This is a genomic window from Streptomyces kryoterrae (assembly GCF_054072135.1).
On record NZ_CM133358.1, the window covers coordinates 1,050,469 to 1,076,360 of the forward strand.

Annotated in this window: 17 protein-coding genes; 4 read left to right on the plus strand and 13 right to left on the minus strand. The window is 69.6% G+C overall.

Going from position 1 to position 25,892, the window contains the following annotated elements; translation table 11 throughout:
• Nucleotides 1-61: 61 nt before the first annotated feature.
• Nucleotides 62-430 (minus strand): MerR family transcriptional regulator, encoded by a 369-nt coding sequence (locus ACW4TU_RS04310; protein WP_457430701.1) that lies wholly within the window; start codon nucleotides 428-430, stop codon nucleotides 62-64.
• Between the two features lie 135 nt (nucleotides 431-565).
• Here ACW4TU_RS04310 and ACW4TU_RS04315 point away from each other — a divergent pair, with 135 nt between their 5' ends.
• Nucleotides 566-1,276: an SDR family oxidoreductase gene (locus ACW4TU_RS04315; protein WP_457424784.1), complete on the plus strand. Its 711-nt coding sequence runs from the start codon at nucleotides 566-568 to the stop codon at nucleotides 1,274-1,276.
• A 353-nt stretch (nucleotides 1,277-1,629) separates the two neighbouring features.
• On the opposite strand, the gene ACW4TU_RS04320 is transcribed toward ACW4TU_RS04315, so the two are convergent.
• Both ACW4TU_RS04320 and ACW4TU_RS04325 read right to left on the minus strand, forming a co-directional pair.
• Entirely contained in the window at nucleotides 1,630-3,420 is a 1,791-nt protein-coding gene (locus tag ACW4TU_RS04320; RefSeq protein ID WP_457424786.1) for a pectinesterase family protein, read from the minus strand.
• Between the two features lie 519 nt (nucleotides 3,421-3,939).
• On the minus strand, nucleotides 3,940-6,180 hold the full coding sequence (locus tag ACW4TU_RS04325; protein ID WP_457424788.1) for an ATP-binding protein: 2,241 nt from the start codon (nucleotides 6,178-6,180) through the stop codon (nucleotides 3,940-3,942).
• A 396-nt stretch (nucleotides 6,181-6,576) separates the two neighbouring features.
• Between ACW4TU_RS04325 and ACW4TU_RS04330 the strand changes: the two genes are divergently transcribed.
• On the plus strand, nucleotides 6,577-8,853 hold the full coding sequence (locus tag ACW4TU_RS04330) for an ATP-binding protein (RefSeq protein ID WP_457424790.1): 2,277 nt from the start codon (nucleotides 6,577-6,579) through the stop codon (nucleotides 8,851-8,853).
• A 590-nt stretch (nucleotides 8,854-9,443) separates the two neighbouring features.
• Nucleotides 9,444-9,881 carry a hypothetical protein gene (locus ACW4TU_RS04335; RefSeq protein WP_457424792.1) on the plus strand — a complete coding sequence of 146 codons (438 nt, stop codon included), beginning with the start codon at nucleotides 9,444-9,446 and terminating at the stop codon, nucleotides 9,879-9,881.
• Here the strand turns inward: ACW4TU_RS04335 and ACW4TU_RS04340 are convergent.
• From ACW4TU_RS04340 to ACW4TU_RS04370, 7 genes are all read right to left on the minus strand, one after another.
• Complete coding sequence (locus tag ACW4TU_RS04340) at nucleotides 9,802-10,893, minus strand: saccharopine dehydrogenase family protein (RefSeq protein ID WP_457424794.1); 1,092 nt, start codon at nucleotides 10,891-10,893, stop codon at nucleotides 9,802-9,804. The genes ACW4TU_RS04335 and ACW4TU_RS04340 overlap by 80 nt on opposite strands.
• A 47-nt stretch (nucleotides 10,894-10,940) precedes the next feature.
• Nucleotides 10,941-11,774, minus strand: a complete 834-nt coding sequence (locus ACW4TU_RS04345; protein ID WP_457424796.1) for a methyltransferase domain-containing protein — start codon at nucleotides 11,772-11,774, stop codon at nucleotides 10,941-10,943.
• 66 nt (nucleotides 11,775-11,840) lie between these two features.
• On the minus strand, nucleotides 11,841-15,050 hold the full coding sequence (locus ACW4TU_RS04350) for a bifunctional cytochrome P450/NADPH--P450 reductase (protein ID WP_457424798.1): 3,210 nt from the start codon (nucleotides 15,048-15,050) through the stop codon (nucleotides 11,841-11,843).
• Nucleotides 15,051-15,090: 40 nt separating this feature from the next.
• Nucleotides 15,091-16,326, minus strand: a complete 1,236-nt coding sequence (locus ACW4TU_RS04355) for a beta-ketoacyl-[acyl-carrier-protein] synthase family protein (protein ID WP_457424800.1) — start codon at nucleotides 16,324-16,326, stop codon at nucleotides 15,091-15,093.
• Complete coding sequence (locus tag ACW4TU_RS04360; RefSeq protein WP_457424802.1) at nucleotides 16,323-16,583, minus strand: acyl carrier protein; 261 nt, start codon at nucleotides 16,581-16,583, stop codon at nucleotides 16,323-16,325. The genes ACW4TU_RS04355 and ACW4TU_RS04360 overlap by 4 nt, the downstream gene beginning before the upstream one ends.
• A gap of 112 nt (nucleotides 16,584-16,695) precedes the next feature.
• Entirely contained in the window at nucleotides 16,696-19,308 is a 2,613-nt protein-coding gene (pigE, locus tag ACW4TU_RS04365) for a prodigiosin MAP biosynthesis aminotransferase PigE (RefSeq protein ID WP_457424804.1), read from the minus strand.
• Between the two features lie 165 nt (nucleotides 19,309-19,473).
• Entirely contained in the window at nucleotides 19,474-21,954 is a 2,481-nt protein-coding gene (locus ACW4TU_RS04370; RefSeq protein WP_457424806.1) for a hypothetical protein, read from the minus strand.
• Nucleotides 21,955-22,222: 268 nt separating this feature from the next.
• On the opposite strand from ACW4TU_RS04370, the gene ACW4TU_RS04375 reads away from it, so the two are divergent.
• Complete coding sequence (locus ACW4TU_RS04375; protein WP_457424808.1) at nucleotides 22,223-22,921, plus strand: TetR/AcrR family transcriptional regulator; 699 nt, start codon at nucleotides 22,223-22,225, stop codon at nucleotides 22,919-22,921.
• Between the two features lie 84 nt (nucleotides 22,922-23,005).
• Here ACW4TU_RS04375 and ACW4TU_RS04380 read toward each other — a convergent pair whose 3' ends face one another.
• From ACW4TU_RS04380 to ACW4TU_RS04390, 3 genes are all read right to left on the minus strand, one after another.
• Nucleotides 23,006-23,512, minus strand: coding sequence for an aromatic-ring hydroxylase C-terminal domain-containing protein (locus tag ACW4TU_RS04380; protein WP_457424810.1), 507 nt, complete (start codon nucleotides 23,510-23,512; stop codon nucleotides 23,006-23,008).
• Between the two features lie 143 nt (nucleotides 23,513-23,655).
• On the minus strand, nucleotides 23,656-24,111 hold the full coding sequence (locus tag ACW4TU_RS04385; RefSeq protein WP_457424812.1) for a flavin reductase family protein: 456 nt from the start codon (nucleotides 24,109-24,111) through the stop codon (nucleotides 23,656-23,658).
• Between the two features lie 462 nt (nucleotides 24,112-24,573).
• The gene (locus tag ACW4TU_RS04390; protein WP_457424814.1) at nucleotides 24,574-25,833 is read right to left on the minus strand and encodes an acyl-CoA dehydrogenase family protein; all 1,260 of its coding nucleotides are present in this window, start codon (nucleotides 25,831-25,833) and stop codon (nucleotides 24,574-24,576) included.
• Nucleotides 25,834-25,892 lie beyond the last annotated feature (59 nt).

The following is a 25,892-nucleotide window of genomic DNA, read 5'->3' on the forward strand; positions in this document are numbered from 1 at the left end:
ACGGGCGTCCCTCTGCGTCGGGCGGACAAGCACTGCCGCACGCCTGGGGAAGGCGCGCTGCTCAACGAGGGCAGGGCCGGCCCGCGCTCCTGGCTGTGACAGCCGTGGTGATGATGGCGTCGAGCCGGTCCCGGGTTTTCACCAGGGTGCTGACCTGCGCATCGATGCGGTCCCGCTCGGCCGACAGCCGGTCGAGCAGCGCGGGGGTCACGTCACCGGTCTCGACGCACGGCAGCAGTTCCAGGATCGCCCTGCTCGGCAGCCCTGCGGAGTACAGCTGCTGAATCAGCTGGACGCGGTCGACCGCGCTGTCCGGGTACTGCCGCTGGCCGCTGGGGCTGCGCGCCGAGGCCAGCAGGTCCTGCTCCTCGTAGTAGCGCAGTGCCCGCACACTCACGCCCACCCTTGAGGCCAGCTCACCGATGCGCATCAACGCCCCCTCCGTGACCTGGGTCATATTCCTTGCCTCTGACGTCAACGTCAGGTTCTAGCGTAACCCGTGAACAGCCCGGGCAGCTCGGACAGCCCGGACAGGAATCACCTCACCACTGCCAGGAGAGTCCCCATGAAGATCACCGGTTCCGTCGCCCTCGTCACCGGCGCCAACCGCGGCATCGGCAGGCACTTCGCCCAACAGCTCCTGCACCGGGGCGCCACCAAGGTCTACGCGACCGCGCGCACCCCCCACCTCGTCGACCTCCCCGGTGTGGAGGTACTGCGGCTCGACATCACCGATCCGGCTTCGGTCGCCGCCGCGGCGGGCGCGGCCTCGGACGTCACCCTCCTGATCAACAATGCCGGCGTCTTCACCCAGCAGAACCTCGTCACCGGGGACCCCGAGAAGATCCGGCTGGAGATGGACACCAACTACTTCGGCACCCTCAACATGGTCCGGGCGTTCACCCCCGTCCTGGCCGCCAACGGCGGCGGGGCCATCCTCAACGTCCTGTCGGCGATGTCCTGGCTCGCCTACGACGGGGCCAACGCCTACAGCGCGGCGAAGGCGGCGGCGTGGAGCCTCACCAACGGCATCCGCCTCGAACTCGCGGGCCAGGGAACCTCGGTGACGGGCCTGCACCTGGCCAGCACCGACACCGACATGATGGCCGGGTGGGACGTGGAGAAGAACGACCCCGCCGATGTCGTGCGCGCCGCCCTCGACGGTATCGAGGCCGGAAAGATGGAGATCCTCGCCGACAACAACAGCGTCCAGCTCAAGGCGGCCCTGTCCGCCGACCCGAGCGTGCTCTATCCGCAGGCGGTTCCCGCCGCCTGACCCTTCGGCAGCCGCCCGCCCGGCCAGGCTTCAGCCGACGTTCGAGGATCCACGGACCAGCCGGGCGCGGCCATGCGTACTCGTCACGCTCCGCACGCGCGTCCGCCGCGCGACCGCTGGGACACCTACCCACCACCAGAAGACTCAAGTGACGCCTACCGCCGGGCTCTCTAAATCAACGGCCCTGTCTCGCATTCGGTGATAGTGATCCAGAACCGCGATTCAGCCGAAATAGTGGGGGGCCAGAAAGGCGGGGCCCGGACAGTCGTGTTGTCCGGGCCCCGCCGTGCTTCACAGTGGCGCGAGGGCTGGGTCGCCCCCGGCAGCTCGTGTGCCTGTCACCTTGGGCGCCGTCACCGGACCGGGTTCCAGGCATCGGTGCCGAACAAGTACCTGTTGGGTGTGTACTCGCGGGCCTCGATATCGCTCATGTGTGGTGCGTTGGAACCGACGCCGGCTCCGGGACCGGAGTTGCGGTACTCCTTGAACCGGGCTTGCGACCAGGGGTAGTCGGGTGTCATGTCGGTCCACGGATGGGTCTCGGTCACGACCGAGGCGATCTGGGTGTCCCGGACCACCGCCTGAGGCCAGGCGTCCGGCCCGTTGTGCCACGGCCGGCCGAGAAAGGCCGTCCTTGCCGGCGCTGTGGAGTTGATGAAGCTGTCGGCGATGAGGATCCCGTACTTCTTGCTCTTGTCGGTGTTCGGCGCCAGTACTGTGCCGCCGGGCCATTCAAGGACCTGGATGTTGGACCGATGGAACACCGCGGTGGCGTTACCGAAGATGAAGTCCACGTCGCCCCGGATGAAGCACTGGTAGAAGTACTGCCGGGCCTGGGTGGTGGGTGTCTCCGACTTGACGAGCAGGGTGTCCTGGTGGCCCAGGATCGTAACGTTGTCGAACACCTGCCGGTCGCCCATGGCGGCGACCGCGACGGCTTGGGTCTCGAACGGGCTGACCTCCGGGTGCGCGGCGCGGTCGAACGTGTTGCTGATCGTAATGTTCTTGACCGTCAGGTTGGGCGCCCTGAAGGTGGCCACGGCGCTGCCCTGGGTGCCGTACTTCTGGCCGGTCGCGGGGTTGATCATCCCGTGGCACCGGGTGTTCTGGATGACGACGTTCGGGGCCCAGCCGGTGAGGCTCTCGATCGTGAGGAAGCTCGCGGACGAGGGAACACTGATGACCTCGTGATAGACGCCCTTGTCGATGATGATTCTAGTCTCGCCGCCACCGGCGGCGCCTACCATGTCGATCGCATCCTGCACGGTCGTGTGGTCGGCGAAACCGTCCTGCGCGACGTACATCGTTGAGAACTCGAGAAGCTCTTTGTCGCGGTGAGTGCTGCCCCGCTTCGGGTAGTGCGCCATCATCAGGCCAGCCAACGCTGGGGAGTAATTGACGTTTCTGTTCCCCCAATTCGCAGCAATCCAAGCGAAGAACTCCTCGCTGAGAGTAACCCAGTTGTTTTGCTGTCGCGCGTGCTCCGCGGTCACGGTGTACGGCAGACCGTTGCCGAAGGCCGTCGCGGTCGCAGCCGCTTGATCCAGGAACCGAGATCCTTCGGCGAACGCCACGATGATCCGCAGGAGAGACTGCGCCACGTCTCTGACAGAACTGTTGGCGCCGCCCTGAAGGACCAGCACGCCGTTGTTGAGGCTGGCGGGAGTGATCTGCATACCCACGCGGGAGATGCCGCCCTGCCGCTCCAACTCAGTGTAGGTCGCGAGTCCCTCGTGCCGTGTGTCCGTGTTCTCGGTCGTGGACCCCGGCAGCCGAGCAGGGTTGGGGGCTCCATCCTGCAGGGTTGGCGCCGCTGCGGCCTCCAGCGTGAAGAAGTTGCCCAAGGTAACGTTGCCAGCACCGTTCACGACACCCTGGCGCCATCCCTGAATGTAGGCGTCCGACCGGCGCATGAATAGCCGGATGAACTCAGGTCTGTCCTCGGCGTGCAGATCAATGGTGACGAACTGGAGCGCCCCGTTTTCATTGGTGACCGCGACGGGGCGGACGCCGGGTCTTGGCTCGATCTGGTAGCCCCTCACCTGATCCATGATCGCTTTGATCGCTTCTGCGTAGGTGGTCCTGGCGTCTGCGGGCTCACTGGTGACCTGCCAGGTGACGTCCGCGCCGTTCGCGCCGGTCACGGCAGCTGCGCGGGGGGCGTTGGCAACCCCCAAGCCGGTAGCCAGAAGGCTGGTGGCTCCCATTGCCGCTGCGGCAGTGAGAAATGATCTTCTGGGAAGTCCATCCCGTGTCGTGCTCGTCACATCAGGTCCTTTTGGTGTGCGTGGCCATTGATCCGAATGCCGCGTGCTGTGGCCGCAGCCGTCCTGGGCCAGGAGCGTGCCACCTGCCGGCAGGCGTACGCCGCGACACCGGTCCAGTGAATTTGAGGCCGCAGGTAGGCGACATCCGAGCGTGACGGAACACGGAGGATGGCGAATGCCATCGATGGGGCGTGCTCCGCCACGGTTGCCGTCACCGACCGTTGTTGGCGTGCGGCAGGGGATGCGCTCCTGAGCGCGGCTTCGGAGCCCACGGTCCGGGAGAGCGCCCCCTGTTGTGCGTCATGCAGACAGGTTCGACGCAGGGGGTGTCCCTTGGCCATGCGTACTTCCCCGAGGAGGCCTCGCCCCGGGTCTGGGTATTTCTACGAGGTTGTCCTACGGGGTGGGTGCCTGGTTCGCTGTCCACCAGGACGCGATCCGGGCGCGGGAGCCGAAGTCGAGCTTGGCCAGGATGTTCTCGATGTGACGGTCGACTGTTCGCGGGGAGCGTCCGAGAGTGGAGGCGATCTCGCGGTTGCTCATCCCTTTGGCCACCAGCTCGGCCACTTCCCGCTCCCGTGGGGTCAGCGGGCTCGAGGCAATGGCTGCCTCAGGGGCGGTCGGCCCGGACTCGGAGCGCAGGGCGTGGGCGATGGCGTCGTCGGGGCCGCGGTGGCGCCCGCCGTCCGCGAGGGCCTTCTCGTACGCCGCCGGGCCCAGGGTCCGCACCACGTCTTCCTCGCACCGATCGTGTTGCTCGGCCATGTGCGGGCCGAACGTCGAGATGGGGGTGTCGGTGTCCCGCCACAGGACGCGCGCGGCACCCAGCAAGCGCCCCGCTTCCTCCCGACCGCCGTGTGCGGCGGTGGCCCAGGCGAGCTGCTCCAGCATCAGGGCCACCCTGACGTAGTCGTTGAAGCCCTGCTCCCTCTCCAGCGCGGTGCGGAGCAGAGTTATGGCCTCCTTGTGGTCGCCGCGAATCCAGGCGTCGTAGCCGAGCGTCCACAGCACGTGCCCGAGGGCCAGGCGCTCACCGTGCACCTCGGCGAGGGCGACCGCCTGCCCGCAGGTCTGAGCGGTGCGCGGATCACGGAGGTGGGACTGGGCGGTGGCCAGCTGAATCAGCGCATAGACCGCCCCGATGTCCTCGCCAGCCCCTTCGAGAGCGATCGCCGCTTCCTCCAGCAGAGAGACGGCTTCCTCCAGCCGCCCGCTGAACAGTGCCAAGGTGCCCCGCAGGCTCTGGACGTGGCAGCGCACCACCAGGTCGTCCAGCCGCTCGCCCAGCTCCGCGGCCTCGTCCACCCGCCGGTACGCCGTAGCGTGATCACGCTGTAGCGCCGCCACCCAGCCAGCGACCCACAGCGCCCTGGCCCGGGCGGGGCTGGGTTCGGGGGCGGCGGCGAGCGCGTGGTCGAGCCAGCGGCGTCCCTCGCCCAGGAATCCGCCCTCGCACCAGTGCAGGCGCAGCGCCGCGGCCAGCGCCAGGGTGGCCTGAGGGTCGCCGCCCCGGGCCAGCGCCGCGCGCAGATCGGCGTGCTCGGCACGCAGCAGGATCAGGCTCCTCAGCCGGCCGGAGCCGTGCCATCCGTCGGCGGCGCGCTCGGCGAGGGCCAGATAGAAGGCGTGATGCCGTCGCTTCAGCAGCTCTTCCTCGCCCGACTCGGCGAGCCGTTCCCGCCCGTACTGGCGGACGGTCGCCAGCAACCGGTAGCGGGGCAGTCCTTCGCGATCGCACAGCAGGACGACGGACTGCACGATCAGCCGGTCGAGGAGATCCAGTACCTCGTCGCGGTCGATGCCGTCGCCCGCGCACACCTCCTCGGCACCGTGCAGGCTGAAGGCGTCGGCGAAAACCGACAGCCGGGTCCACAGCAGCCGCTCGGCCGGGGTGCACAGTTCGTGGCTCCAGTCGATCAGCGCGCGGAGCGTCCGCTGATGCGGCCAGGCGACCCGGTTGCCGCTCGTGAGCAGCCCGAAGCGGTCCTCCAGCCGCGTCGTCGCCTCGTGGACGGTCAGGGTCCGCAGTCGGGACGCGGCCAGCTCGATGGCCAGCGGCAGACCGTCCAGGCCCTCGCACAGCCGGAAGACGTCGGCGCGGTTCGCGTCGGTCACCCGGAACTCTGGGCAGACGGCTGTGGCCCGGTCCCGCAGCAGTTCCACCGCGTCATCCGGCGCCAGCGGAGAAACGGCGAGGACCTGCTCGCCGTAGATTCCCAGCGCCTGGCGGCTCGTCGCCAGCACACGCAGGCCAGGGGAGGCCGACAGCAGCACCTGCGCGACCTCGGCGCAGCCATCGGCGAGGTGCTCGCAGTTGTCCAGCAGGATCAGCGGAGCCCGGTGGGCCAGAAAGACGGCGAGCTGGTCGAGGACCGGCCGGGTTCCCTGGTCCGGCACTCCCAGCGCGGCCGCAACGGCGTTCGCCGCCAGTGACGGGTCCCGTACGGCTGCCATGTCCACCAGCCACACGCCGTCGGCGCAATCCGTCGCCGACGCGGCGGCCACCTCCAGCGCCAGCCGTGTCTTGCCCACCCCGCCCGCGCCGGTGAGCGTCAGCACCCGCGTCGCCCCCAGACGCCGACGTACCTCGGCGAGGTCTCTGCCCCTGCCCACGAACGTGGTCAGAGGCGTGGGCACATTCCCCGCATCCGATGCCTGGATGGTCACGTACCTTCTCGCCTTCCAACGGCTCGCAATCGTCTGTCGCCGTGCCGCACCCGCCGCCCTGACCCAGAAAGGACACAGCGCACTTATGCCACCGAACAGTACTCATGGGTACATCGCCCCAGGTGTCGGCTGTGACTGAAGTCTCACGTCCCGCCAAGAGCAGGCTTCTCGGGATCTAGGCCGACGAATGAGGCAAATCAGGAGATGATGCTCTCATCGGCCGGTTTACGGTTCCGTACCGCGCTTCGGGTGGTGTCGCGGGCCCGGATTCATGGAACGAGGGGCCCGTCAGGACCGTCGTTCCCCATGGGCGCGCACGATGCGGTTCGCGCGGAGACGAGAACGGAGTGCGGCGAAGTGATGGGCGTGACCGACCTCAGTACAGTCCAGGGCAACCTGCCGGTGTCCCTCACCGGCTTCGTGGGTCGGCAGCGTGATGTCGCCGAGGTCCGGCGGCTCCTCGGCGAAGCTCGGCTGGTCACGCTCACCGGCGCGGGCGGGGTGGGCAAGACACGGCTGGCGATCGAGGCCGCCTCCGCCGCCCGAGAGGGGTTTCCGGACGGAGTGTGGATGGCGGACCTGGCATCGGTACAGGATCCCTCGGAGGTCGCGGGCACCGTCGCGATGGCGCTCGGGGGCCTGGAACTGGGTCTCAGGCCCGTGCCCGAGCATCTCGCGAGCTACCTTTCCGGTCGCCAGGTGCTGCTCGTGCTGGACAACTGCGAGCATGTGATCGACGCCTGCGCCGGTCTGGCGCAGTCACTGCTGTCGAACGCTCCCGGACTACACGTTCTGGCCACGAGCCGCCATATGCTGGCCATCCCGGCCGAGCGGCTGTTCACGGTTCACCCGTTGCCACAGGCCGATGCGGTGGAACTGTTGCGGGACCGCGCTGCGGCTATGGGACCGAAGTCCCGGCTCACCGATGCGCGTTCGCCGGCCTGTGCCCGCCTCTGCGCGGAGCTGGACGGCCTGCCGCTGGCCATCGAGCTGGCGGCGGCGCGGCTGCGGACCCTCAGCGTGGAGCAGATGGTCGACCGGCTGGCGGACCGGTTCGGCCTGCTCACACACGGCAACCGGCTCGGGCCGCCACGCCAGCGCAACCTGAAGGCCATGATCGACTACAGCTACGAACTGTGCGACCCGGCCGAACGGCTGACGTGGCAACGGCTGTCGGTGTTCACAGGCAGCTTCAGCCTCGACGCGGCCGAGGGTGTGTGCTCCGGCGACGGGCTGGCCCCTGACGAGGTGATGGATCTGCTGGACCGGCTGGTCGGCCAGTCGATCGTGCTCGCCACCGACAAGCAAGGGCACCATGCCCGCTATCGACTCCTGGAATCGCTCCGTGAGTACGGGCTGGAGCGTCTGGCCGAGTCCGGTGAGGAGCAGCTGCTGCGCGGTCGGCACCGTGACTTCTTCCTCGCCCTCGCGCAGCGGATCGACGGCGACTGGTTCGGGCCACAGCAGGCGGACAACATGGCCCGACTGAGGGCGGACCACGGCAACCTCCGGTCCGTGCTCAGGTACGGCGCCGACCCGCAGGCCACGTTGGCGATGGTCACCGCACTGCGCTTCCACTGGGTCCTGGGCGGATTCCTGGGTGAGGGGCGCCGTCAGCTGGAGCGGGCACTCGCCGCCGCGCCCGAGCCCACCCCGGCCCGAGCCGGTGCACTGAGCTGCGGCGCCTGGGTGGCGCTGTCCCAGGGTGATTTCGTCGTCGCCGACCGGTGGCTCACCGAGGCGGAGAAGCTGGGGGACGATCTGGGCCTGCCGTCGGTGATGGCCTGGGTGGAGACATTGCGCGCTTCTCTGGCGACGAGGCAGGAACACTGGGCGGAGGCACACGTCCGGGCCGAGGCAGCGCTGGCCGCTCAAAGGGCTCTACGAGACGGGCCCGGAGAGGTGTACGCGCTGTTGGTCCTGGGCTTCCTCCGCATCCTCCTGAGAGATCCTCACGCCACGCAGACCTGCGAGGAGGCGCTCACCGCAACGGAGGACCACGGCGACCTGATGGGCCGGGGATACGCGCTGTGGTTGCTGGGCTGGGATGCCTGGACACGCGGTGACCTGGAGGCCGGCACGAGGTTCGCCCGGTCGAGCCTCGACGCGGGCCGATCCTTCAGCGACTACCACGGCACGGCACAGCAACTGGAACTGCTCGCGTGCCTCACAGCCGACGGCGGCAACCACATAGAGGCGGCACGGCTGCTCGGCGCCGCCACCGCCATGTTGCGCGAGTTGGGAACCGACCTCGCCGCCGTCAATCCCGCAGCGGCCCGGAGCCGCAGAGAACGCGAGAAGGCGGTCGTACGGGCCCTGGGACCGCACGCCTACGCTGACGCGTTCGACGAAGGCGCCGGCTACAGCACCCCCGCACGGTCGATCGACTACGCCTTGGGAACCGACGGCACCCGGCCCGGCGCCGACACCGCCCCCGGCACGGCCACCACTCCATTGACCCAGCGAGAAAAGCAAGTGGCCGCTCTGGTGGCGCAGGGCAGGAGCAACCAGCAGATCGCCTCCGCACTGTCGCTCTCCGCGCGCACGGTGGAGTTCCACGTCAAGAACATCCTGGCCAAGCTGGCCTTCGGACGCCGGGCCCAGATCGCCGCCTGGTGGACAGCCAACCATTCGTCCATCTAGTAGGCATACCCTCCACTACGGCGAAGGCCAGGGGGAACGGCCGAGCGTCCCGGGCTGGTTGTCGGCTCTGCTCGGCCGGACGAACCGCCACCACACCCGTACTGAACCAGGTCGAACTGCACCCCATTTCGCGCAGCCCGTGATTCAGACGGCGAAGCACGGAGCACGGCGTCCTGCCCCAGGAGTGTTCTCCGATCGGCGGAATCACCTTCTACCGGGACGAGGACGAGACCGGAGAGAGCACGCTCGCCGACCCGACCGTCCAGGCGATCGCGCAGGCCCACGCCAAGAAGCACGCGCAGGTGATCCTGCACGCGCATCTGCAGGGCCGCTCCGCGATCCCCGAGTCGGGCAACCGGCGCGGATCGCCGAGAACACACAAGTCGAAGTGATCGCTGACCTGGACAGGCCTTCGGCGCACCGTCCGCGATGCCCTGGCGACAGGTCGGAGAACCTTCCTGGCAGGCGACTTCGATACCGGTAGGAGAACCCCGCTTGACAGCGGGCGGGCACTGCAAGGCTTGGACACGGGCACTTCCTCCGGTCCGGCGGATGCGAGCGACATACTCCGGGCGCGCTACCGTCGCCGCGTGCCCGCACAGCTCGAAGTCCTGGCGGGTCCCAAGCACGGTGTCGAGGCGCTCCCCCTGCATGTGGCCCGGTCCGGGCTGACGAGCTTCACCCTGGACCGGCCGAAGGTCCGGGTGGGCCTGTACCGGACCGTGCTCACCGAAGGTCAGCAGAGCGACCTCGTCGCCTTCCTCGATCACGAGCTGCTGATCGAGAAGTGGCCCGTCCTGCGCACGCTGATCAACCGCCACATCCACGACGTCGCCGTTCCGGTTCTCCGGGGCCTGCCCGCCGGCCTCGCTGTCCCCCAGCACGGCGGAACCGTTGATCAGCAGGAAACGACCACACGAGGTACGAGACATCGCATCGCCGCTGCCGTCATGGCCGAGTACGACCACCGGCGCCGGCTTCATCCTGCGCTCGAGGTCCACGCAGCCGAACCGGGTGCAGCAGCGTGACACCGTGCCTGGCCAGGATCTCCGGCAGTCCAGCCAGGGTCGGCAGCTGCTCGATGTGGTGGACGCCCGGAGGGAAGGACGCCTGGATCAGTTCACGGGTGACGTGGGCGGCCACCAGGCCGGTGACACTGCTCTGTTCGCGTCCGGTGAGCGCACAGGTCGCGTGTTGATCGCCACGCCGTGCGTCGACACGTACCGCAAAGCCGTCGCCACCCAGGTGTACGCGGCCGAAGGCACCGATCAGTCCGCGCCGCACCGCGGGCCGGCCGACCGCTTGCCGCAGCCCGGGCCGGCGCAGTGCGAACAGTGCGGTGGTCAGCGGCCGGGAGTCCAGGCACAACCGGGTGGTGACCGCGGGGATGTCCAGCGTGCGGGCGAGGGTGTACTGGTCGGAGACGGGGAACGGGTAGGCGGTCCTCGTGCCGTGTCCCGGCAGCACGGTCCGCTTCGGGCGGGCCCGGGAGGGGGGCTCGGCAAGACCCGCGAGGGTCCAGCGCAGCGCGTCGGGGCCGTGCCGCTCACCGGCTCCGATCAGCACGGTGAGGTCGAGGCGCTCGGCACCACCGACACTCTCGTGGGCGCGGCGGGCGAGCAGGTTCGTCAGTCCCGGAGCGACACCCACGCTGAGTACGGCCGTGGCACCGCTGTCGACCGCCGTGGTGTCCAGCGACTCCACGGCACCCAGGTACGGCCTGGTGGCGTTGATGTCGACGACGTGGATTCCGCGCTCCAGGCACGCGCGCGCGACGCTTCCGTCCGGAGGTTCGACGCACAGTACCGCCACCGCCACGTCACCCAGCTCGTCCAGTGCCCGCCGGAAGCCCGGGGGGTCGGTGACGTCCACGCGGACGCCTCCGCTCCGGCGTGCCCGGACCCCGTCCCGCCCGCTCGGGACCACCATGCCCGGAAACCATGCGTCGAGGGTCGATGTCACCCTCGTACCGACGGCCCCGTACCCGCCGATGACAAGGATTCGTCCGGCGGCCCGGTGCTCTTGTTCCGTTGGAGCCACGATCTTTCCTTCTCTCTCTTCACGGAAATCCGCAGGCCGTGCGCGGATCAGGGCCGTCGTGCGGTGATGAGCGAATAGCGCAGGTTCGGGTGACCTGTGAGCGTCTCGACCGCGCTCACCACGTCGTGCAGATGTGCACGGGTTCCCGGGTCCAGGCCGGGTTCCTTGGCCGCCTGCCGCAGGGACTCCGCGACCAACGAGGTGCTGCGGTGGACGTTGTCGCTGAGGTCCTCGAAATCGACGAGATCGAGACCGGCGGCGGCGATGTTCTGTTCGTAGTGCTCGGTGCTGTCGAACGGCGGGAGCTGGACGAGCCGCGCGACGGCGGCCATGCGGTCGGCTTCCTGTTGATCGATGTCTCCGTGCCGGTGGATGTCGGTGATGACGAGGCGTCCGCCCGGGCGCAGGGTTCGCGCGATCTCGGCGACGGCCTTGGCCCGGTCGGGCATGTGCACGAGCGACTCGATGGCGTAGGCCGCTCCGAAACAGCCGTCGGGGAAAGGGAGGGCCATCGCGTCGGCCAGCCGGAACGTGGCCTGGCCGGCGTGCGGCCCGGTCGCCGCGTACGCCTGTGCCAGCTCCAGTTCGTGTGGGCTGACGGTAATGGCGGTGATGTTCGCCTGATGGCGGGCGGCGATCCTGACAGTGGACCGGCCGGTGCCGCATCCGATGTCCAGAACCTCCGTGCCGGTGGAGAGGGCGAGTCGGTCGGCGACGATGTCGGTGAGCCGGTCGGTGGCTTCCTGGACCGGGGTGTCGTCCTTGTCGTCGTGCCAGAAACCGAAGTGGACGTTGTCTCCGAGAGCCCGCATGAACTGCTCGGTGACCTGGTCGTACATCTCTCCGACATCGGCCGGCTGAGGAATCTGGTTCTCTGTCATTTCGAGGGCGGTCCTTTCGGATGGTCATGTCGTGGAGGATCGGATGGTCGTGGAGGATAGGGGCGTTCAGCTCGTCCAGACGTCTTCGACGTACGCGCCGGACTCGATCAGGGCGCTCAGCCATGCGGTGGCCTCTTCGTCCCCGGCGCCGGTGTGCCGGCGGTAGACGGCCCGGAACGCCTCCCGTACGGCAGGGGCCATGCGGGAGCCGTCACCGCAGACGTGGACATGTGCGCCGGCTTCCAGCACGGCCCAGATCTCGTCGCCCTCTCTGTCGATACGGTCCTGGACGAAGCGCACGCCGTTCTCGGGGGCGTGCATGAAGGTGGGGCGCAGGCTGACGACTCCGGCTCGCTGAGCCGACTCGAGTTCGGCGCGGTGGAGGTAGTCGACCTCGGGGTGGTCACAGCCGAAGTAGCACAGCAGGGTGCCGGTGGACCCGCTGTGCAGGCGGTCCAGGATCGCTCCGCGGAAGGGGGCGAGACCGGTGCCCGCGCTGACCACGATCACGGGCACGGAGGTGTCCTTCGGCAGCCGGAAGGCGTCTTCGCAGGGAAGGACCCGGGCGTGGACGGTGTCGCCGGTGCCCACGGTCTTCAGGTGGTGCGAGGCGATACCACGGAAGATACCCGCACCGCCGCGGTGGGGTTCCTCCAGCGGCGACACCATCAGGTCCACCGTGTCGGGTGTGGCCTCGGCGGACGAGGAGATGGAGTAGTGGCGTGGCCGCAGAACGGACAGCATCTCCAGGAACCGTTCGAACTGCAGCTCGCAGGCACGGTAGCGCTCCAGGAGGTCCAGGACGCTGCACCCGGTGTCGGTGACCTGTGCGCGGAAGGCGTCGGGGTGCGCTGTGGCGAGTGCGGCCAGGGGACGGTGCTCGGGCGGGCACGTGGTGTGCGCGGCCAGTGCGGCGATCTGGTCCGGGGTAGCCGGGTCCTGCAGTTCCACGAAGTCGGTGAGCAGGTGGCGCAGGCTCAGGGGCCTGTCGACGGGAAGGGCGTTGCGGCTGCTGCGGCGGGCCCGCAGCAGGACGGTGCGCTCCAGGTCGAGACCGAAGCGGTCGGCGACGCGCCGGACGAGGTCGTCCGGGTTGCGGGGCAGCACCGCCAGGTGATCGCCGGTGCGGTAGGTGACGCCCTCGGGCAGCCGCAGCCGGACACGGCGTTTCGAGCGGCCGAGCCGATGGTCCATGTCGACCAGTTCGTGGGCGTCGAGCACCTCCATGGGCCGTACGCCGTACTGTGCGGCGAGTCGCCCGGTGACCGATTCCGGCGCTGCCTGAAGGTCGTACAGCCCTTGGCCGCCGTCCGGCGCGGTTCCGGTCTCGGCGTCGGGCTCCGCCTTCGCCGGGGCGCCGTACTTCTCCAGCAGGGTGGTCCGCAGGTCGCCGGTCCACCGGTCGACGGCGCCGGCGAAGTGTCCGGAGGCGTCGGCGATGCCGCGCTCAAGGAGCGGGGTGGCCCCGGCGGCGATCAGCCGCTCGTCGATCAGGGTCGGGACGTGCTGGTAGGTGGCGGTCCAGTTGCGGTCGCCGACGCCGAGCACGGCGTGGTGGACGCCGTCGAGTGATCCCGGCCGGAGCTGCTCGGTCCAGGCCAGGAACCGGGCGGCGTCGTCGGTGGGGCGGCCGTTGTAGGAGGCGGCCACGATCACCACGGGACCGTCGGCGGAGGCGAGCCTGCCGACGGCGTCGTCGAGGGGGGCGACGGTGGTGTGGAAGCCGTGTTCGTCGCCGTCGGCGGCCAGGTCACGGGCGATGGCCTCGCAGGTTCCCAGGTTGGAGCCGTGCAGCACGGTCAGCGCGGTGCCAGCTGTTCGCCGGGCCGTCGGCCCGGTGGGTTCGCCGCTCCCGGCGGTGCCCGGCAGACGGCGTTCGCCGGTCGCGCGCCGTACCAGGTCCAGCGCGAACTCGGCCGGCTTGATGGTGAGCGTCATCCCCACCCGCAGCCGGTAGTCCGCGTGGTCGATCAGACGGTATCGGTGCACCAGCAGCGCCAGCACCAGCGTCGCCTCGTGCAGCGCGAACTGACGCCCGAGACAGGCCCGTTCACCGTGGCCGAACGGCTTGTACAGATGGACCGGGCGGTTCTCCTCCCGCTCCGGCGAGAACCGTTCCGGGTCGAACAGCTCCACGTTGTCCCCCCAGGCGGGGTCCCGGTGCAGTGCCGGGGTGAACACCATGAGCGATTCGCCCTTGCGTAAGGCGTACTTGCCGGCGATGACGGTGTCCGCCAGCGGTTCGACAGCGTACGCCGGTGCCGGCGGCCACAGCCGCAGGCTCTCGTTGATCACCTGGCGGACATAGCGCAGCTTGCCGATGTCCCCGTGCCGCGGGTCCGGCACGTCTGTGTCGCCCCACAGCGCGTCCACTTCCGCCTGGGCACGGGCGAGCACCTCGGGGTGCTTGGTCAGGTAGTACAGGGCGAACGACAAGGTCGCGCCGGTGGTCTCGTGCCCGGCGATGAGGAAAGTGATCACCTGGTAGCGCACGTTGGCGTCGTCCAGCAGCTCGCCCGTCACCGCGTCGCGGGTGTGCAGCATCCGGCCCAGCAGGTCTTCGGTGCCGCGGTCGTCCGCCGCCCTGCGCCGCCGGACCACCTCGCCGACCAGGTCGTTCATCAATGCGACGTCCTCGCGGAACCGCTGGGCGGGCTTCCGTCGGAAAGCGCCGAGTCCGGACTTCCACCCTACGTACTGGACGAAGTCCAACGCCCGTGACAGGGCCTGGGTGAAGGCATGCGGCTCGCCGCTGCGGAACGACTCGAAGTCGTAGCCGAAGCCGCTCAGCCCGATGGTGTCGAAGGCCAGCCGGGTCAGGTCGGCGGTGACGTCCACCGGGTGCTCTCCGGCCGCCCGGTCCCACTTGGCGATCAGTCTCCGGGCGACCTCGACCATCGTGCCGTGGTATCCGCGCATCGCGCCCAGGGAGAACGCCGGCATCAGGATGTCGTGCGCCTTGCGCCAGTTCGGCTCGTCGTTGCGGGCGCTGATCAGCCCGTCCCCGATGATCTCGCGCAGCGCCATCAGGTCCGGGTGCACGTTCTTGACGAACCGGGTCTCGTCCGACAGTTCGGTGACAAGGTCCAGGCCGGACACCATGTTGTACTCGGTGCCGAAGATGCGGAGCTTGTACAGCGGCCCCTGCTTCCTGGCCTCGTCCAGCAGATACGGGAGGCCGTCGTCGCCCGTGGGCACACTGAGCGCGTGGCCTATCAGGGGCAGGGCCGGACGTTGCGGGATCGGCGCGGTCCCTTGTGCGGGTGCGCTGCTCATGGACATGGGCTTCCTTTCCGCGAGGGTCGGAGTACGGCGATCACGGCTGTCCCAGGACCAGCACCACGTTGTGCCCGCCGAACGCGAAGGAGCTGGACAGCACGGTCGAGACCTGGGTGTCGCGGGGGCGCCCCCTGACCAGGTCGAGGCCGATCGCCGGGTCGGGATCGTCGAGGTTGGCCGTCGGTGCGACCACTTGGTGCAGGAGCGCCTGCACGGCGGCCACCGCTTCGATCGCGCCGGCGGCGCCGAGTGTGTGGCCGATCAGCGACTTGGTGGCGGTCACCGGGATACGTTCGGCGGCCGGGCCCAGGGCCGTGACGAGGGCAGCAGCCTCGGCGGCGTCGTTAAGGACGGTGCCGGTACCGTGCGCGTTGACATGGGAGACCTCTTCGGGAGTGACCCCCGCCGAGCGCAGTGCGGCGGTGACCGCCCGAGCGGCGGCGGCCCCGTCCGGGCGGGGCGCCACGACGTGGTGGGCGTCGCTGCTGCGGCCGTAACCGCGCAGCTCCGCCAGTGCTCTGGCGCCCCGGGACCGTGCGTGACCGGCTTCCTCCAGGACGAGCACGGCCGCGCCTTCGCCCAGGACGAAGCCGGTACGGTCGGCGTTGAAGGGGCGGCTGGCCCGGGCCGGTTCCTCGTTGTGCGGGGACAGTGCCTTCATCCTGGCGAAGCCACTCATCACGAGCTTGGTGAGCGGGGCCTCCGCGCCACCCGCGAGCACGACATCGGCTTCGCCCGAGACGATCATCTGGTAGGCGGCCACCAGCGCGTCGGCGCCGCTGGCGCATGCGGTGACGGTGGTGGTGACGGGGCCGCCGATTCCGTGGCGGATGGCGATCCAGGCCGCGGGGCTGTTGCACATCGACATCGGAATGAAGCGCGCTCCGACTCCTCTCATCCCTTTCAGGGCTATCGCCGCCCCGCCGTCGCAGATGGTCTGGGAGCCCCCGCAACCGGTGCCCACGACCACACCGATCCGGTCACGGTCGGCCGCTGCCATGTCCAGTCGGGCGTCTTCGATGGCCAGTTCGGCCGCGGCGGCGGCCAGCTGAGTGACGCGGTCCGTGCTGAGCACGTCTCGTCGCGGCAGCCGCAGTTCGTCAGGAAGGTCGACCTCCGCCGCGATCCGCGAGGGCAGTTCGGAGGCGTCGAACCTGCTGATCGGGCGCACGGCGCTGCGGCCCTCCAGTTGGCCCGCGTGGAACGCCTTGGCGCCGACTCCGACCGGGGTCACCGGGCCGAGCCCGGTGACCACCACGCGACGGCCGCTCATGCCGTCGGCTCGTGGGAGGCGGCATGCTGGGCGTCCACGTAGGCGACGACATCGCCGAGCGAGGTGAGGGCGAGCGCCATCTTGTCGGTCACGGGTACGCCGAGCTCGTTCTCCAGCGTCGAGACCAGATCGACCATGTCCAGTGAGTCCAGTCCCAGGTCTTCCCTGAAACGGGCGTCGGGCGTGAGCTCCTCGGGTTGAAGCCCCAGGCGGTCCACCAGGGCGTCGACGAGACGCTGTTCGATTGTGCCGCTCATGATTATCTCCTGTCCGTGATACGTGTTCGCAGGACCTGTCCCGGAGGCGAGGACGGTCGGGGTACGGCCCGCCGGGCAGCGCGCGGTGCGCCCACGCTCCGGTGACGGCACGTCAGGTACCAGTCCCTCGCCAGGCGCCGACATCGGCGTGGAGCGACAGGTCACGGCAGACCGCCTCGACGCTCTCGACGAACCGGTCGGCCTCGGCGAAGGAGACCACAAGCGGGGGCTGGATCCGCAGGACCTGTGTGTGGTTCGCCGTGACGAAGGTGAGGATGCGGTGGTCGCGGGCGAGCGAGGCGACGAAACGGAGGCACAACAGATCGCCCAAGGCGGATTCCACGGCCGTACCCGCACGGGTCAGCGCGGTGCGCAGGCTGTCGGGCAGCCAGTCGGCGAGCGCGTGCAGATCGCCGGGGAGGCGGGTGAGGAGTTCGTCGGTGAGGGCGGAGGCCGCGCCGGAGAAGTCTCCGTCGAACTCGATGGCCGTCATCAGACCGATGCCACGGACGTCCTTGACGAAGCCATACGGCGCGCACGCCTTCCGCAGCGCGGCACGCAGGTGCTCTCCGACGTTGTGCGCGTGCTCCGGCAGCCGCTCGGCGGTCAACACGTCCAGGGTCGACAGGCCCGCCACGGCCGCGAAGTTGCCGCCGCCGAAGGTCGAGGAGTGCAGCAGAGCGCGGTTGGTGCTGCCGTAGGCCGCGTCCCACAGGTCGGCGTCGCACAGGGTCGCCGCGATCGGCACCAGGCCGCCGGAGAGCGACTTGGCCAGGCAGAGCACGTCGGGGTCGAGGTCGTCGTGCTCGGCGGCGAAGAGACGTCCGGTGCGGCCGAGGCCGGTCTGGATCTCGTCGAGGACGAAGGCCGCTCCGCTACGGCGGCACAGTTCACGGGCGGCCTTGAGATAGCCGGACGGGGGCAGGACGACACCCCCCTCGCCCTGCACCGGTTCGACGATGAACGCGGCCGCCCCATCGATCGCGGAGGCCAGGGCGTCCAAATCGCCGTACGGGACCGCCAGAGTGTCGGGCAGCAGCGGACCGAACGGCTTTCGGTGCAGGTCACGGCCGGTCACGGACAGCGCGCCCAGGGTCTTGCCGTGGAAGCTGTTGTCGGCGTGGACGAGCCGGGTACGGCCCGTCGCGGCGCGAGCCACCTTCAGCGCGGCCTCCACCGCCTCCGTACCGGAATTGCTGAAGAACACCCGGTCGAGCCGACCGGGCGCGAGGACGCTGAGCCGCTCGGCCAGTTCGGCGGTCTGCACCGGCATCGACACGTACTGCACGAACGTCGGCGAACCGTGGTCGAGGAACTCCCGCAGCCGCCGCGTCACCTCGGGGTGGTTGTGACCGAGGTTCAGACACCCGTAGCCGGCGACGAAGTCCAGGAAGTCGGTCCCGTCCTCGGTGGTCAGGACGCATCCGCGGGCCCCGGTGAACACCCGGTCCAGACCGTGGGCGGCGAACAGCCGTGCCATGGGCGGGTTGATCCGCTCGGCGAAGCGCCGTCGGGTCGGCCCGGTGACCGGTGCAGCCACCGGCGCCACGTCGGCGCCGGGAGCCGTGGCGGTGCGGGCCGGGCGGTGATGGCGCGCCAGCCGCTCCACGTCCTCGTCCGCGATCCGACGCCCGAACGAGGCGAGTGGGAAGGGTACGAAGCCGTGCCGCGCCGCCAACTCCCCGATCAGTCGCACCCGTTCGAGCGGCAGCTCACGCCCGAGCGAGAACGACTCCGCGCGGCCTTCCAGGGCCAGCACCACTGTCTCGGCGAGGCAGCCGTTGAGCTGCTGGGCGGGGCTGGGAAGATCACCGTTCCCGATGACGACCCTCTCGGATCCGCTGACCAGGCCACCATCGACGACGAGTACGTCGCTCGTGGCGCGCGGCCGGGCGCTCACATCGCGGGGCAACGCCACGTCGACCACCACCGAACCGGGCGGCAGCAGATCGGGGTCCACGAGACCGCCGACCGACGACGCGCACACGAACAGTCGGGTGTCCCCCGCACACTGAGCCACCTCGTCCACGAGCCGCACCCGCTCGCGGTCCCTCGCGTCGAGATGGGCGAGCAGGGCGGCGGGCGGCCTGGTGCCGCGTCGGGCCACCAGGTCCAGGAGGAAGCCGTCGGCCAGCAGGAGCTTCGCCATGGCCAGCGCGATCGAGCCGGGGTAGCCCACCACGGCCACTCTCGTCCGCTCCGGCGCCAGCTCCAGCAGCCGTACGACATGGAGGAGTTCCTGGTGAGCGGCGTACGTGGTCAGTGAGTTACCACTGGTCATCGTGGTACCGACGTGGCGGGCCGTCCACACCCCGCGGTCGCCGACGATCGAGGTGGCACCGCCGAGGCCGATCAGCCGAGCGCCGTCGTCCCGCAGCCGGGCGGCCTCGGTGGCGACCAGTTCCCTGGCCGTCACGGGGTGGCGCAGCAACTGGCCTGCCGTGTAAGGGAGTTGCCACACTTTCCCGGTGCACCGGGCGCCGGTGGGCGAGGTGACCGAGGTGAAGAGCGGTACGAGCACACTGGGGTGCCCGCTCGCCGCGCGTTCGATGCCCCGGTGTTCGTCGAGGAGCCGACCGAGGAGATCGAAGGCACGGACCTCGTTCCGGTGCGCGTCGGTGGCGGCATGGGCGAGGAAGCCGAAAGGGACGGGGTCGGGGGTGGGCGGGGATTCCGCCTCGGTTGCGGGTGTGGGCAGAGCAGGGGGGATCGCCGTGAGGGACAAGACCGTTCCTTCGGGTGAAGACACGAGGGTGGGGGGAGACAGGAGGCGGAGGGCTGGGAGCGACCGGCAGTACGTAGCGCGTGGCCGAGCCTCGGTGTACCGGGTACCGGCACGTGACGCCGCCGGCCCTGCTGCCGGACGATCCGGGCGAGAGCGGGAGCGTGCTCAGGCTCGGTCGCGCACCGTGCCCGGCGTGATGGGCGAGGGGAGGGTGAGGGGGGAGAGTTCGTCGCGCTGCCAGCCCAGTGCGGACAGCGGGCTCAGCCCGTCACCCTCGTTGTTGTGGGACAGCAGGACCGAGCAGAGGTTGACGGTGGCCGGCTGGGTCAGCCAGTCGCGCAGGTGCTCCGGGTGGACGTCCTGGACGTGGCGGTGCCGAACCGTGAGAGGGCCGAAATCTCTGGTCCACTCGGGGTCGAGCAGGGTGAGCACCTGGTTCTGGCGGTGGAGCCCGGCGCCCGCGCGGCCTTCGGCAAAGGAACGGATCATCGAGAGCCCGCCGTCGATGAGCCGGAACACGGTCAGGTTGCGGCGCAGCCGCTGCCCGTACACGCACACCTGCTGGACGATGGTGGGCACGATGTCGGGTACGAGGGCGGAGGCTCCGTCGCCGACGAAGGCCAGGACGTTGTCGTCCCGGGTCAGCGCCACCGTGGGCACGGCTTGGAGCGCGTCACCCATCAGGGCCCGCCCGTACCAGCCGGAGAAACCAGGACCGGTCCTGGGGAGGTTGCGCATCGCCGACATGCCGCCGCGTCCGGCGTCGAACACTCCCGTGTACGTGTAGCCCTCCTCCGTGATCAACCGCTCCAGCAGGCGGCCGAGTTGGTGGAAGAAGTAGTTGGCGGACATGGGCAGGACGGGCAGGGCGTGCACGGCATCGTCCGGGCTGTGCCGGGTCTCGGCGATGGCGGCCCGGCGCCGGGCCAACAGCTCGGGGCCGACGTCGAGGCGCTCGCGCAGCGCTCGCAGGAACGGCAGGGCTTCGGCGTGCACCGGGTGATCCGTGAACGGGGCCAGATGCGCGGCCTCGCGGGTGACCTGGACCACGCGAAGTCTCCGGGACAGTGCGTGTGGCGAGAACGGTGTGGACACCTCGCTGACACGGCTCTTGAGGAAGAGGACCGCCTGTTCGTCCCGGGGGCGCAGTCGCCCTTCGCGGTGCAGGAAGGCGTGGACGCGGGCCGAGTAGCCGTACAGGGCGAGGGTGCCCAGGTACTCCGCAACCTTGCGGCCGTCACGGTGGCCGGTCACGCTGCCCGGTCGGGTCGGCGAGTCGGCGAGGGCCACCCCCGCGCGGGCCGCGATCTCGTGGACGAGGGCCGACTCCTCGCCGCCGAGCGGTCCGCACTGCCACAGCAGCCTGGCGGGACCGGAGTTGACAAGGTCCACGACCGGCGCCAGCTGATCGTCCCGAACCTCGGCCCCGGCACGCGGCGGTCGCCGAGGTCCGGACCGGGCCGGAGGCAGCGGCACGGCCGAGGAGAGGACCGAGGGCGTGGCAAGCAGCACGACCGGGCCGTCGCTCTTGTGGTAGGCGTCGTACGCGGCGGCGAGGTCTTCCCGAAGTGTGGCGGGGTCCTCCGCGTACACGTACGGGATACGGCGTGCCGCGAGTACCGTCCGGGAGTCCTCGGCGTCGTGGACGGTGCCCTGCAGGGGGAACCACGCGCCGCGCGGGGAGTCGGCGCAGACGATGATCCCGCGGGCCCGTGCTTCCCGCAGGTTGGCGAGGGTGCCCCGGAACTCGTCGACCATCCCGCTGGTGACGACGATCAGGAACGGGGCCTCGTCCAGCTGCCAGCGGGCCAGCGCACCGCAGGCGAGGCTGTGTTCATTGGGTCCGCCCAGCACGGGGTTGCCCGCCTCGGTGGCGAGGCGGTCCAGTTCGTCGATGAGACCCGAGACGACCGAGCCGGTGAAGTAGTGCAGACCCCAGCGGTTGCCGGCCTGGGCGGTGAGGAAGTCGTGCAGCGCGGTGGCGAGCACCGGGGGCTCGCCGCGGAAGGCGGCGCGCAGTGCCGGGTTGCCGAGGTGGTGCTGGACGTGGTCGGTGAACCGGCGCGCCACGTCGGCGGTGAGTACCCACGGGTCGTCGGGCAGGCGCACGACATCGTAGGGCTGGGCGATCCGGGTCTCGGAGGGTGGTCCGGTGACGTACACGGCCATGTTCCGCATGAGTGGGGAGCCGTGCTCGGTGGTTCCCAGGAGGTCAGCGAGGGTGCCCACCATATCGGCCAGGGGCGCGTCGAGCGGTGCCGTCTCCGGTCCCGTACCCGCCGCGTCGATCAGCACCAGGGGCGGTACTCCCCCAGGTCCGGTCGAGTGCCGGTGCAGCGATCGGGCCGCGCCCGACAGGGTGTCGGCGGTGACCAGCCGGAGATCCGGGTGCGGCAGGGCCCGGACGAGGAACCGGCGCGCCTTGTCGATCAGGGACTGGTGGGCGGGCTGTCGTGCGGTGTGAACGCCGTCGTCGGCAGATGCGCTCGGGTCGGAGCTCGACGGGTCGGACAGGAGGTGTCCGGAGCCGGCGGTCACGTCTACGAGCGCCTGCCACACCAGAGCGTGGAAGTCGGGGCGCTTACTCACCGAGGCGACGAGGAAGCGGTGCGGCGAATCCGTACCGTCGGCGGAACTCGACGTCACGACGTCGTCTCCGCACGCCGGGCAGCGGCCGGTCGCAGCGCGTGGGAGTCGTTCTGGCCCGATAACAGGCGGGGCGGGCGCTGCGGGGGGTCTCCCTTGCGGGACGGCGAGGCCGGAAGCGCGTTCGTGGGTCGGTCAAGCAGGCGCATCCGGGCAGGCAGAGACGAAGACATGGCTGCTCCTCTTCTTTCACCTAACACCGTTAGGTGAATGTCCGTACAGGCTAACACCGTAAGGTGACTCGGAGAAGGACGAAAAAGGGGGACCCATGGGAGCGGACGGGCCGGGCCGACGAGCCCACAACGCCTGGGGCGAAGGGGAGCGTCTGCGGCAGGAGATCCTGAGCGCGGCGACCCGCATTCTGGAAGAGACCGGTCAGGAGAACGCACTGTCCCTGCGGGGAGTCGCCCGCGAGGTTGGCATCGCCGCGCCCAGCATCTATCTGCACTTCAAGAACAAGACCGACCTGGTCTGGGCGGTGCTCGCCGTCGCCTATGGCGCGCTGGTCAGCGAGATGACCGAGGCCGGGGAAACGGCCGCCGGGCGCGGCGCGGATCCGCAGGAGCGGATACATGCCACCGTCACCGCCTACCGCAGGTTCGCCGTCGACAAGCCTCGCCGGTACCGGCTGATGTTCAGCCTGGAGTACGAGCCCGGGAACTGGCCTGCCGACGACCACCCCCTCAGCGCGGTGGGACACGCGTGGACCGACGCCGTGGACACGTACCTGGCGGTGGTCAGCCCCGGCCGCCGCGACGAGGCCGAGGTCCTGGGCACGCACCTGTGGACGGCCCTGCACGGCCAACTGGTCCTGTGGAGCACCCTGCCGAGCGCCGTCGTCGGCAGCGAGGCCACCCTGACCGAGCTGGAGCAGTCGCTGCTGCGACTCCTGCTGCCCGCCCCGGGCCCACCGAGCGACAAGCCCAGAGGGTTCTCCTGCGACTGCTGGTCACCGACCAAGGGGTGAAGGCGCCGGCGCCCGCTGCTGTCAGCGTTGCTCTTCCCGGCTGTTCTTGAAGACAGGGTGGACAGACGATACGAAGCCCTGCTGTCAGGCGGGTCCTGTGACCATGCCGCTGCTTACCACGGCGAGGATCTCGTCGACGTTGCCGGGCGGCGCCGCCGAGCGCCAGGCCACATGTCCGTCTGGTCGGACCAGTACGAACGGACACTCGTACAGAGCCGCAGCCTCCGCGTCGTCGACCGGCACGACCTGGAACGGCACACCCTTGCGGTCGGCCACCGCGACCCACTCCTCGGTCGCCGCCATGCCGCTGCCGAAGGCGAGCCGGGTGAACCCCCGCCCGAACAGGTCGAGGGTGGAGACCCCGGGCGCGAGACACGCGTGCGGCGCCCGATGACCAGGCCGTGCTGTCGGGATGTACTCGTCCAGCGTGTCAGGTGTGGGCGCGGTGCCGTCGGCCACACAGACCGGCGACTCCTCGTAGCGGTAACCCAGCGCGCCCAGAACGGAGTTGAACTCGCGGCGGAACGTCCGCAGGATCGACTCCCTAGCGCCTCCTGGCGCTGCTCGGTTGGGATTGCGACCCGGAGCCACCCGGAGGCCCTGCAGTAATGTCCCGGCTGCCGAGAGAGCACCCGAACAGGAACCGTGTTCAAATGATCAAGCCTGTCGAACGGTAAACGGAAGGCTTCTGAAACACCCGGGCGTGGTTCATCCACTCGGTTTCGGGCGGACTTTCATCGTCCTGGTACGAGCTCAAGGGGATGGAAGTCGCGCTGATAATAGAGAGTTGGGATGCCCTCGCTGACGCGCGCCTTGTCGACGCGGCCGAGGAGGATCGTGTGGTCACCGGCCGGGTGGATCTCGTAGGTGCTGCATTCGAGGATGACAGCGGCGCTGTCGAGGGTGGGAAGCCCGTGCTCGTTGGGGGCGAAGGCGGGATGCGCGAACTTGTCCGCGCCCCGGGTGGCGAACCGCATGGCGAGTTCGGTGTGCTCGTCGGTGATGACGTGGACGAGCCAGCGTGCGGCGCTGGTGAAGGCGGGATGGCATTCGGCGTTGGCCGCCAGGCACACCAGGACCAGTGGGGGTTCCATCGAGACCGAGCAGAATGAGGTCGCCGTGAACCCGCGCCACTTTCCGGTCGCGTCGCTGGTGGTGACGATGGTGACGCCGGAAGGGAAGGACGCCATGGCCTCTCGGAAGCGGCGAGTTTCGGTACTGATGATGTCTGTCATAAGAGCGTTCACTCCCACCAAGCGCGTGATGGAGATTGAGCCTTGTGCGCGTGGTGCGCAGAGAGGCGTTGAGGTTGGGGTCGCGGGCTCAGGTTGGGGTGGCGCCGTCGAAGGTAGCTCCCGGCGGCACTCCAGCAGTTATGGAGTCGGCCAACCAGCCGCGATCGACGGGGCGTTCGGTATAGCTGGACAGGTCCGGACTCATCGTCGTGGATGCGGATCCGCATGTCCTGGTGGAGTTGCTGAGCCATGACGGGCCTACGCCAATGAAGGCCGCGACGCATGCTGGGTAACAGCGCCGCCGAGCTGGTGACCTTCACCTCGCGCCCGCTTCAGTCCACGGCCGTGCCGCGGGCCTGCCTCTGCCGCCGGGCAGACCTGCGACGGGACGGACGTCACGTCGAGATCGTGTCGGCCTCAGAGCACGCAGCCGATGTGCGCCCTGGTGAACGGCAGTTCCGCCGGGGCGCCGAACAGCGTGGTGGCGTACAGCCCTGCCTGGTTCTCGTAGATCGCGATGGGCTGGTTGCGCATACCCATCAGGTCACGCAGGTAGTGCTGGAACAGCTTGTCACTGCCCATGACGGCGCCACCGCTGACCTCGAACACCTTGTTGACCGCGCCGAGACACTGGGCAATGGCCTGGGAGGCCTCGAACCGGGACTGGACGCGCGTCTCGGCGGAGACGGGCTCGCCGGCGACGACGTCGGCGTAGATGGGGTCCCAGGTGCGCGGGATGCGCGCACGCGCGTCCCTGACCAGGGTGACGGCCTCGGCCAGCCGGGTGTGCAGGGCCGCGTTCTGCGCGGCGGGCGCGCCGGTCACGGCCGACACGCGGCGCCGGTTGTCGTCGATGAAGGCGTCGAGCGCGCCTGTCGCGGCACCGATCGCGCAGGAGGCGATGTTGAATGCCCACATCGACATCCAGGGAAGGTCGAAGATCGGGCCGGTGTTGACGGCCCTGCCCGGCTCGGTGTGGTGGTAGAGCGCGTCGACGGTCAGCGTCCGGTACTCCGGGACGACGGCGTCGACGGTGACGTCCTTGCTGCCGGACCCCTGGAGGCCGGCGACCCGCCAACTGTCCTGATCGATCTCGTAGTCGGACGCCGGCAACAGGAACGCCCGGAACTCGGGGCCGTCGCCCTCGTCCGGGATGACGCCTCCGAGGAGGATCCACTGGGCGTGGTCGACTCCGCTGAGGAACTTCCACTTCCCCGTGAGACGGAATCCGCCACCGACGCGCTCCGCCTTGCCGGTGGGAGCGAAGGACGAGGCCGCACGAGCATTCCGGTTCTCACCCCAGACGTCCTGCTGGGCCTGCTGGGAGAACAGGCCGAGGTACCAAGCGTGGCCGCCCAGGAGCGCGCCGACCCAGCTGGCGGCGGGGCACGCCGTACCGAGTCGGACCAGCCCCTCCTCCCAGGTCGACGGGTCGACCTCGAGCCCGCCCCACTGCCGGGGCTGCACCGCGCGGAAGACACCGGCATCCGCCATCGCCCGGATGCTCTCCTCGGGTATGCGCCGGAGCTCGGCGGCCTCGAGCGTATTCGCCCTCAGCAGCGGCAGGATGCCGTCGACGCGCTCCAGGTAGCCCGCGGATTCGCGGGAAGGCCGGGGCGCGTCGGCTCCTACGGGCCTAGCTGTCTGGAGAACCTCGGCTTGGGGGGTCAATGACATGGGTCGTCGCTCCTCAGATCGTGATCACTAAGACTCGCCTCGCTTCAGTAGTACGCTAC

What these genes read in the sequence shown, in the direction of transcription:
- ACW4TU_RS04345 (WP_457424796.1), bottom strand. Translation starts at nt 11,774, where the DNA reads ATGACAGAGAACCAGATTCCTCAGCCGGCCGATGTCGGAGAGATGTAC.
- ACW4TU_RS04315 (WP_457424784.1), top strand. Translation starts at nt 566, where the DNA reads ATGAAGATCACCGGTTCCGTCGCCCTCGTCACCGGCGCCAACCGCGGC.
- ACW4TU_RS04310 (WP_457430701.1), bottom strand. Translation starts at nt 430, where the DNA reads ATGCGCATCGGTGAGCTGGCCTCAAGGGTGGGCGTGAGTGTGCGGGCA.
- ACW4TU_RS04355 (WP_457424800.1), bottom strand. Translation starts at nt 16,326, where the DNA reads ATGAGCGGCCGTCGCGTGGTGGTCACCGGGCTCGGCCCGGTGACCCCG.
- ACW4TU_RS04350 (WP_457424798.1), bottom strand. Translation starts at nt 15,050, where the DNA reads ATGAGCAGCGCACCCGCACAAGGGACCGCGCCGATCCCGCAACGTCCG.
- ACW4TU_RS04390 (WP_457424814.1), bottom strand. Translation starts at nt 25,833, where the DNA reads ATGTCATTGACCCCCCAAGCCGAGGTTCTCCAGACAGCTAGGCCCGTA.
- ACW4TU_RS04385 (WP_457424812.1), bottom strand. Translation starts at nt 24,111, where the DNA reads ATGGCGTCCTTCCCTTCCGGCGTCACCATCGTCACCACCAGCGACGCG.
- ACW4TU_RS04375 (WP_457424808.1), top strand. Translation starts at nt 22,223, where the DNA reads ATGGGAGCGGACGGGCCGGGCCGACGAGCCCACAACGCCTGGGGCGAA.
- ACW4TU_RS04360 (WP_457424802.1), bottom strand. Translation starts at nt 16,583, where the DNA reads ATGAGCGGCACAATCGAACAGCGTCTCGTCGACGCCCTGGTGGACCGC.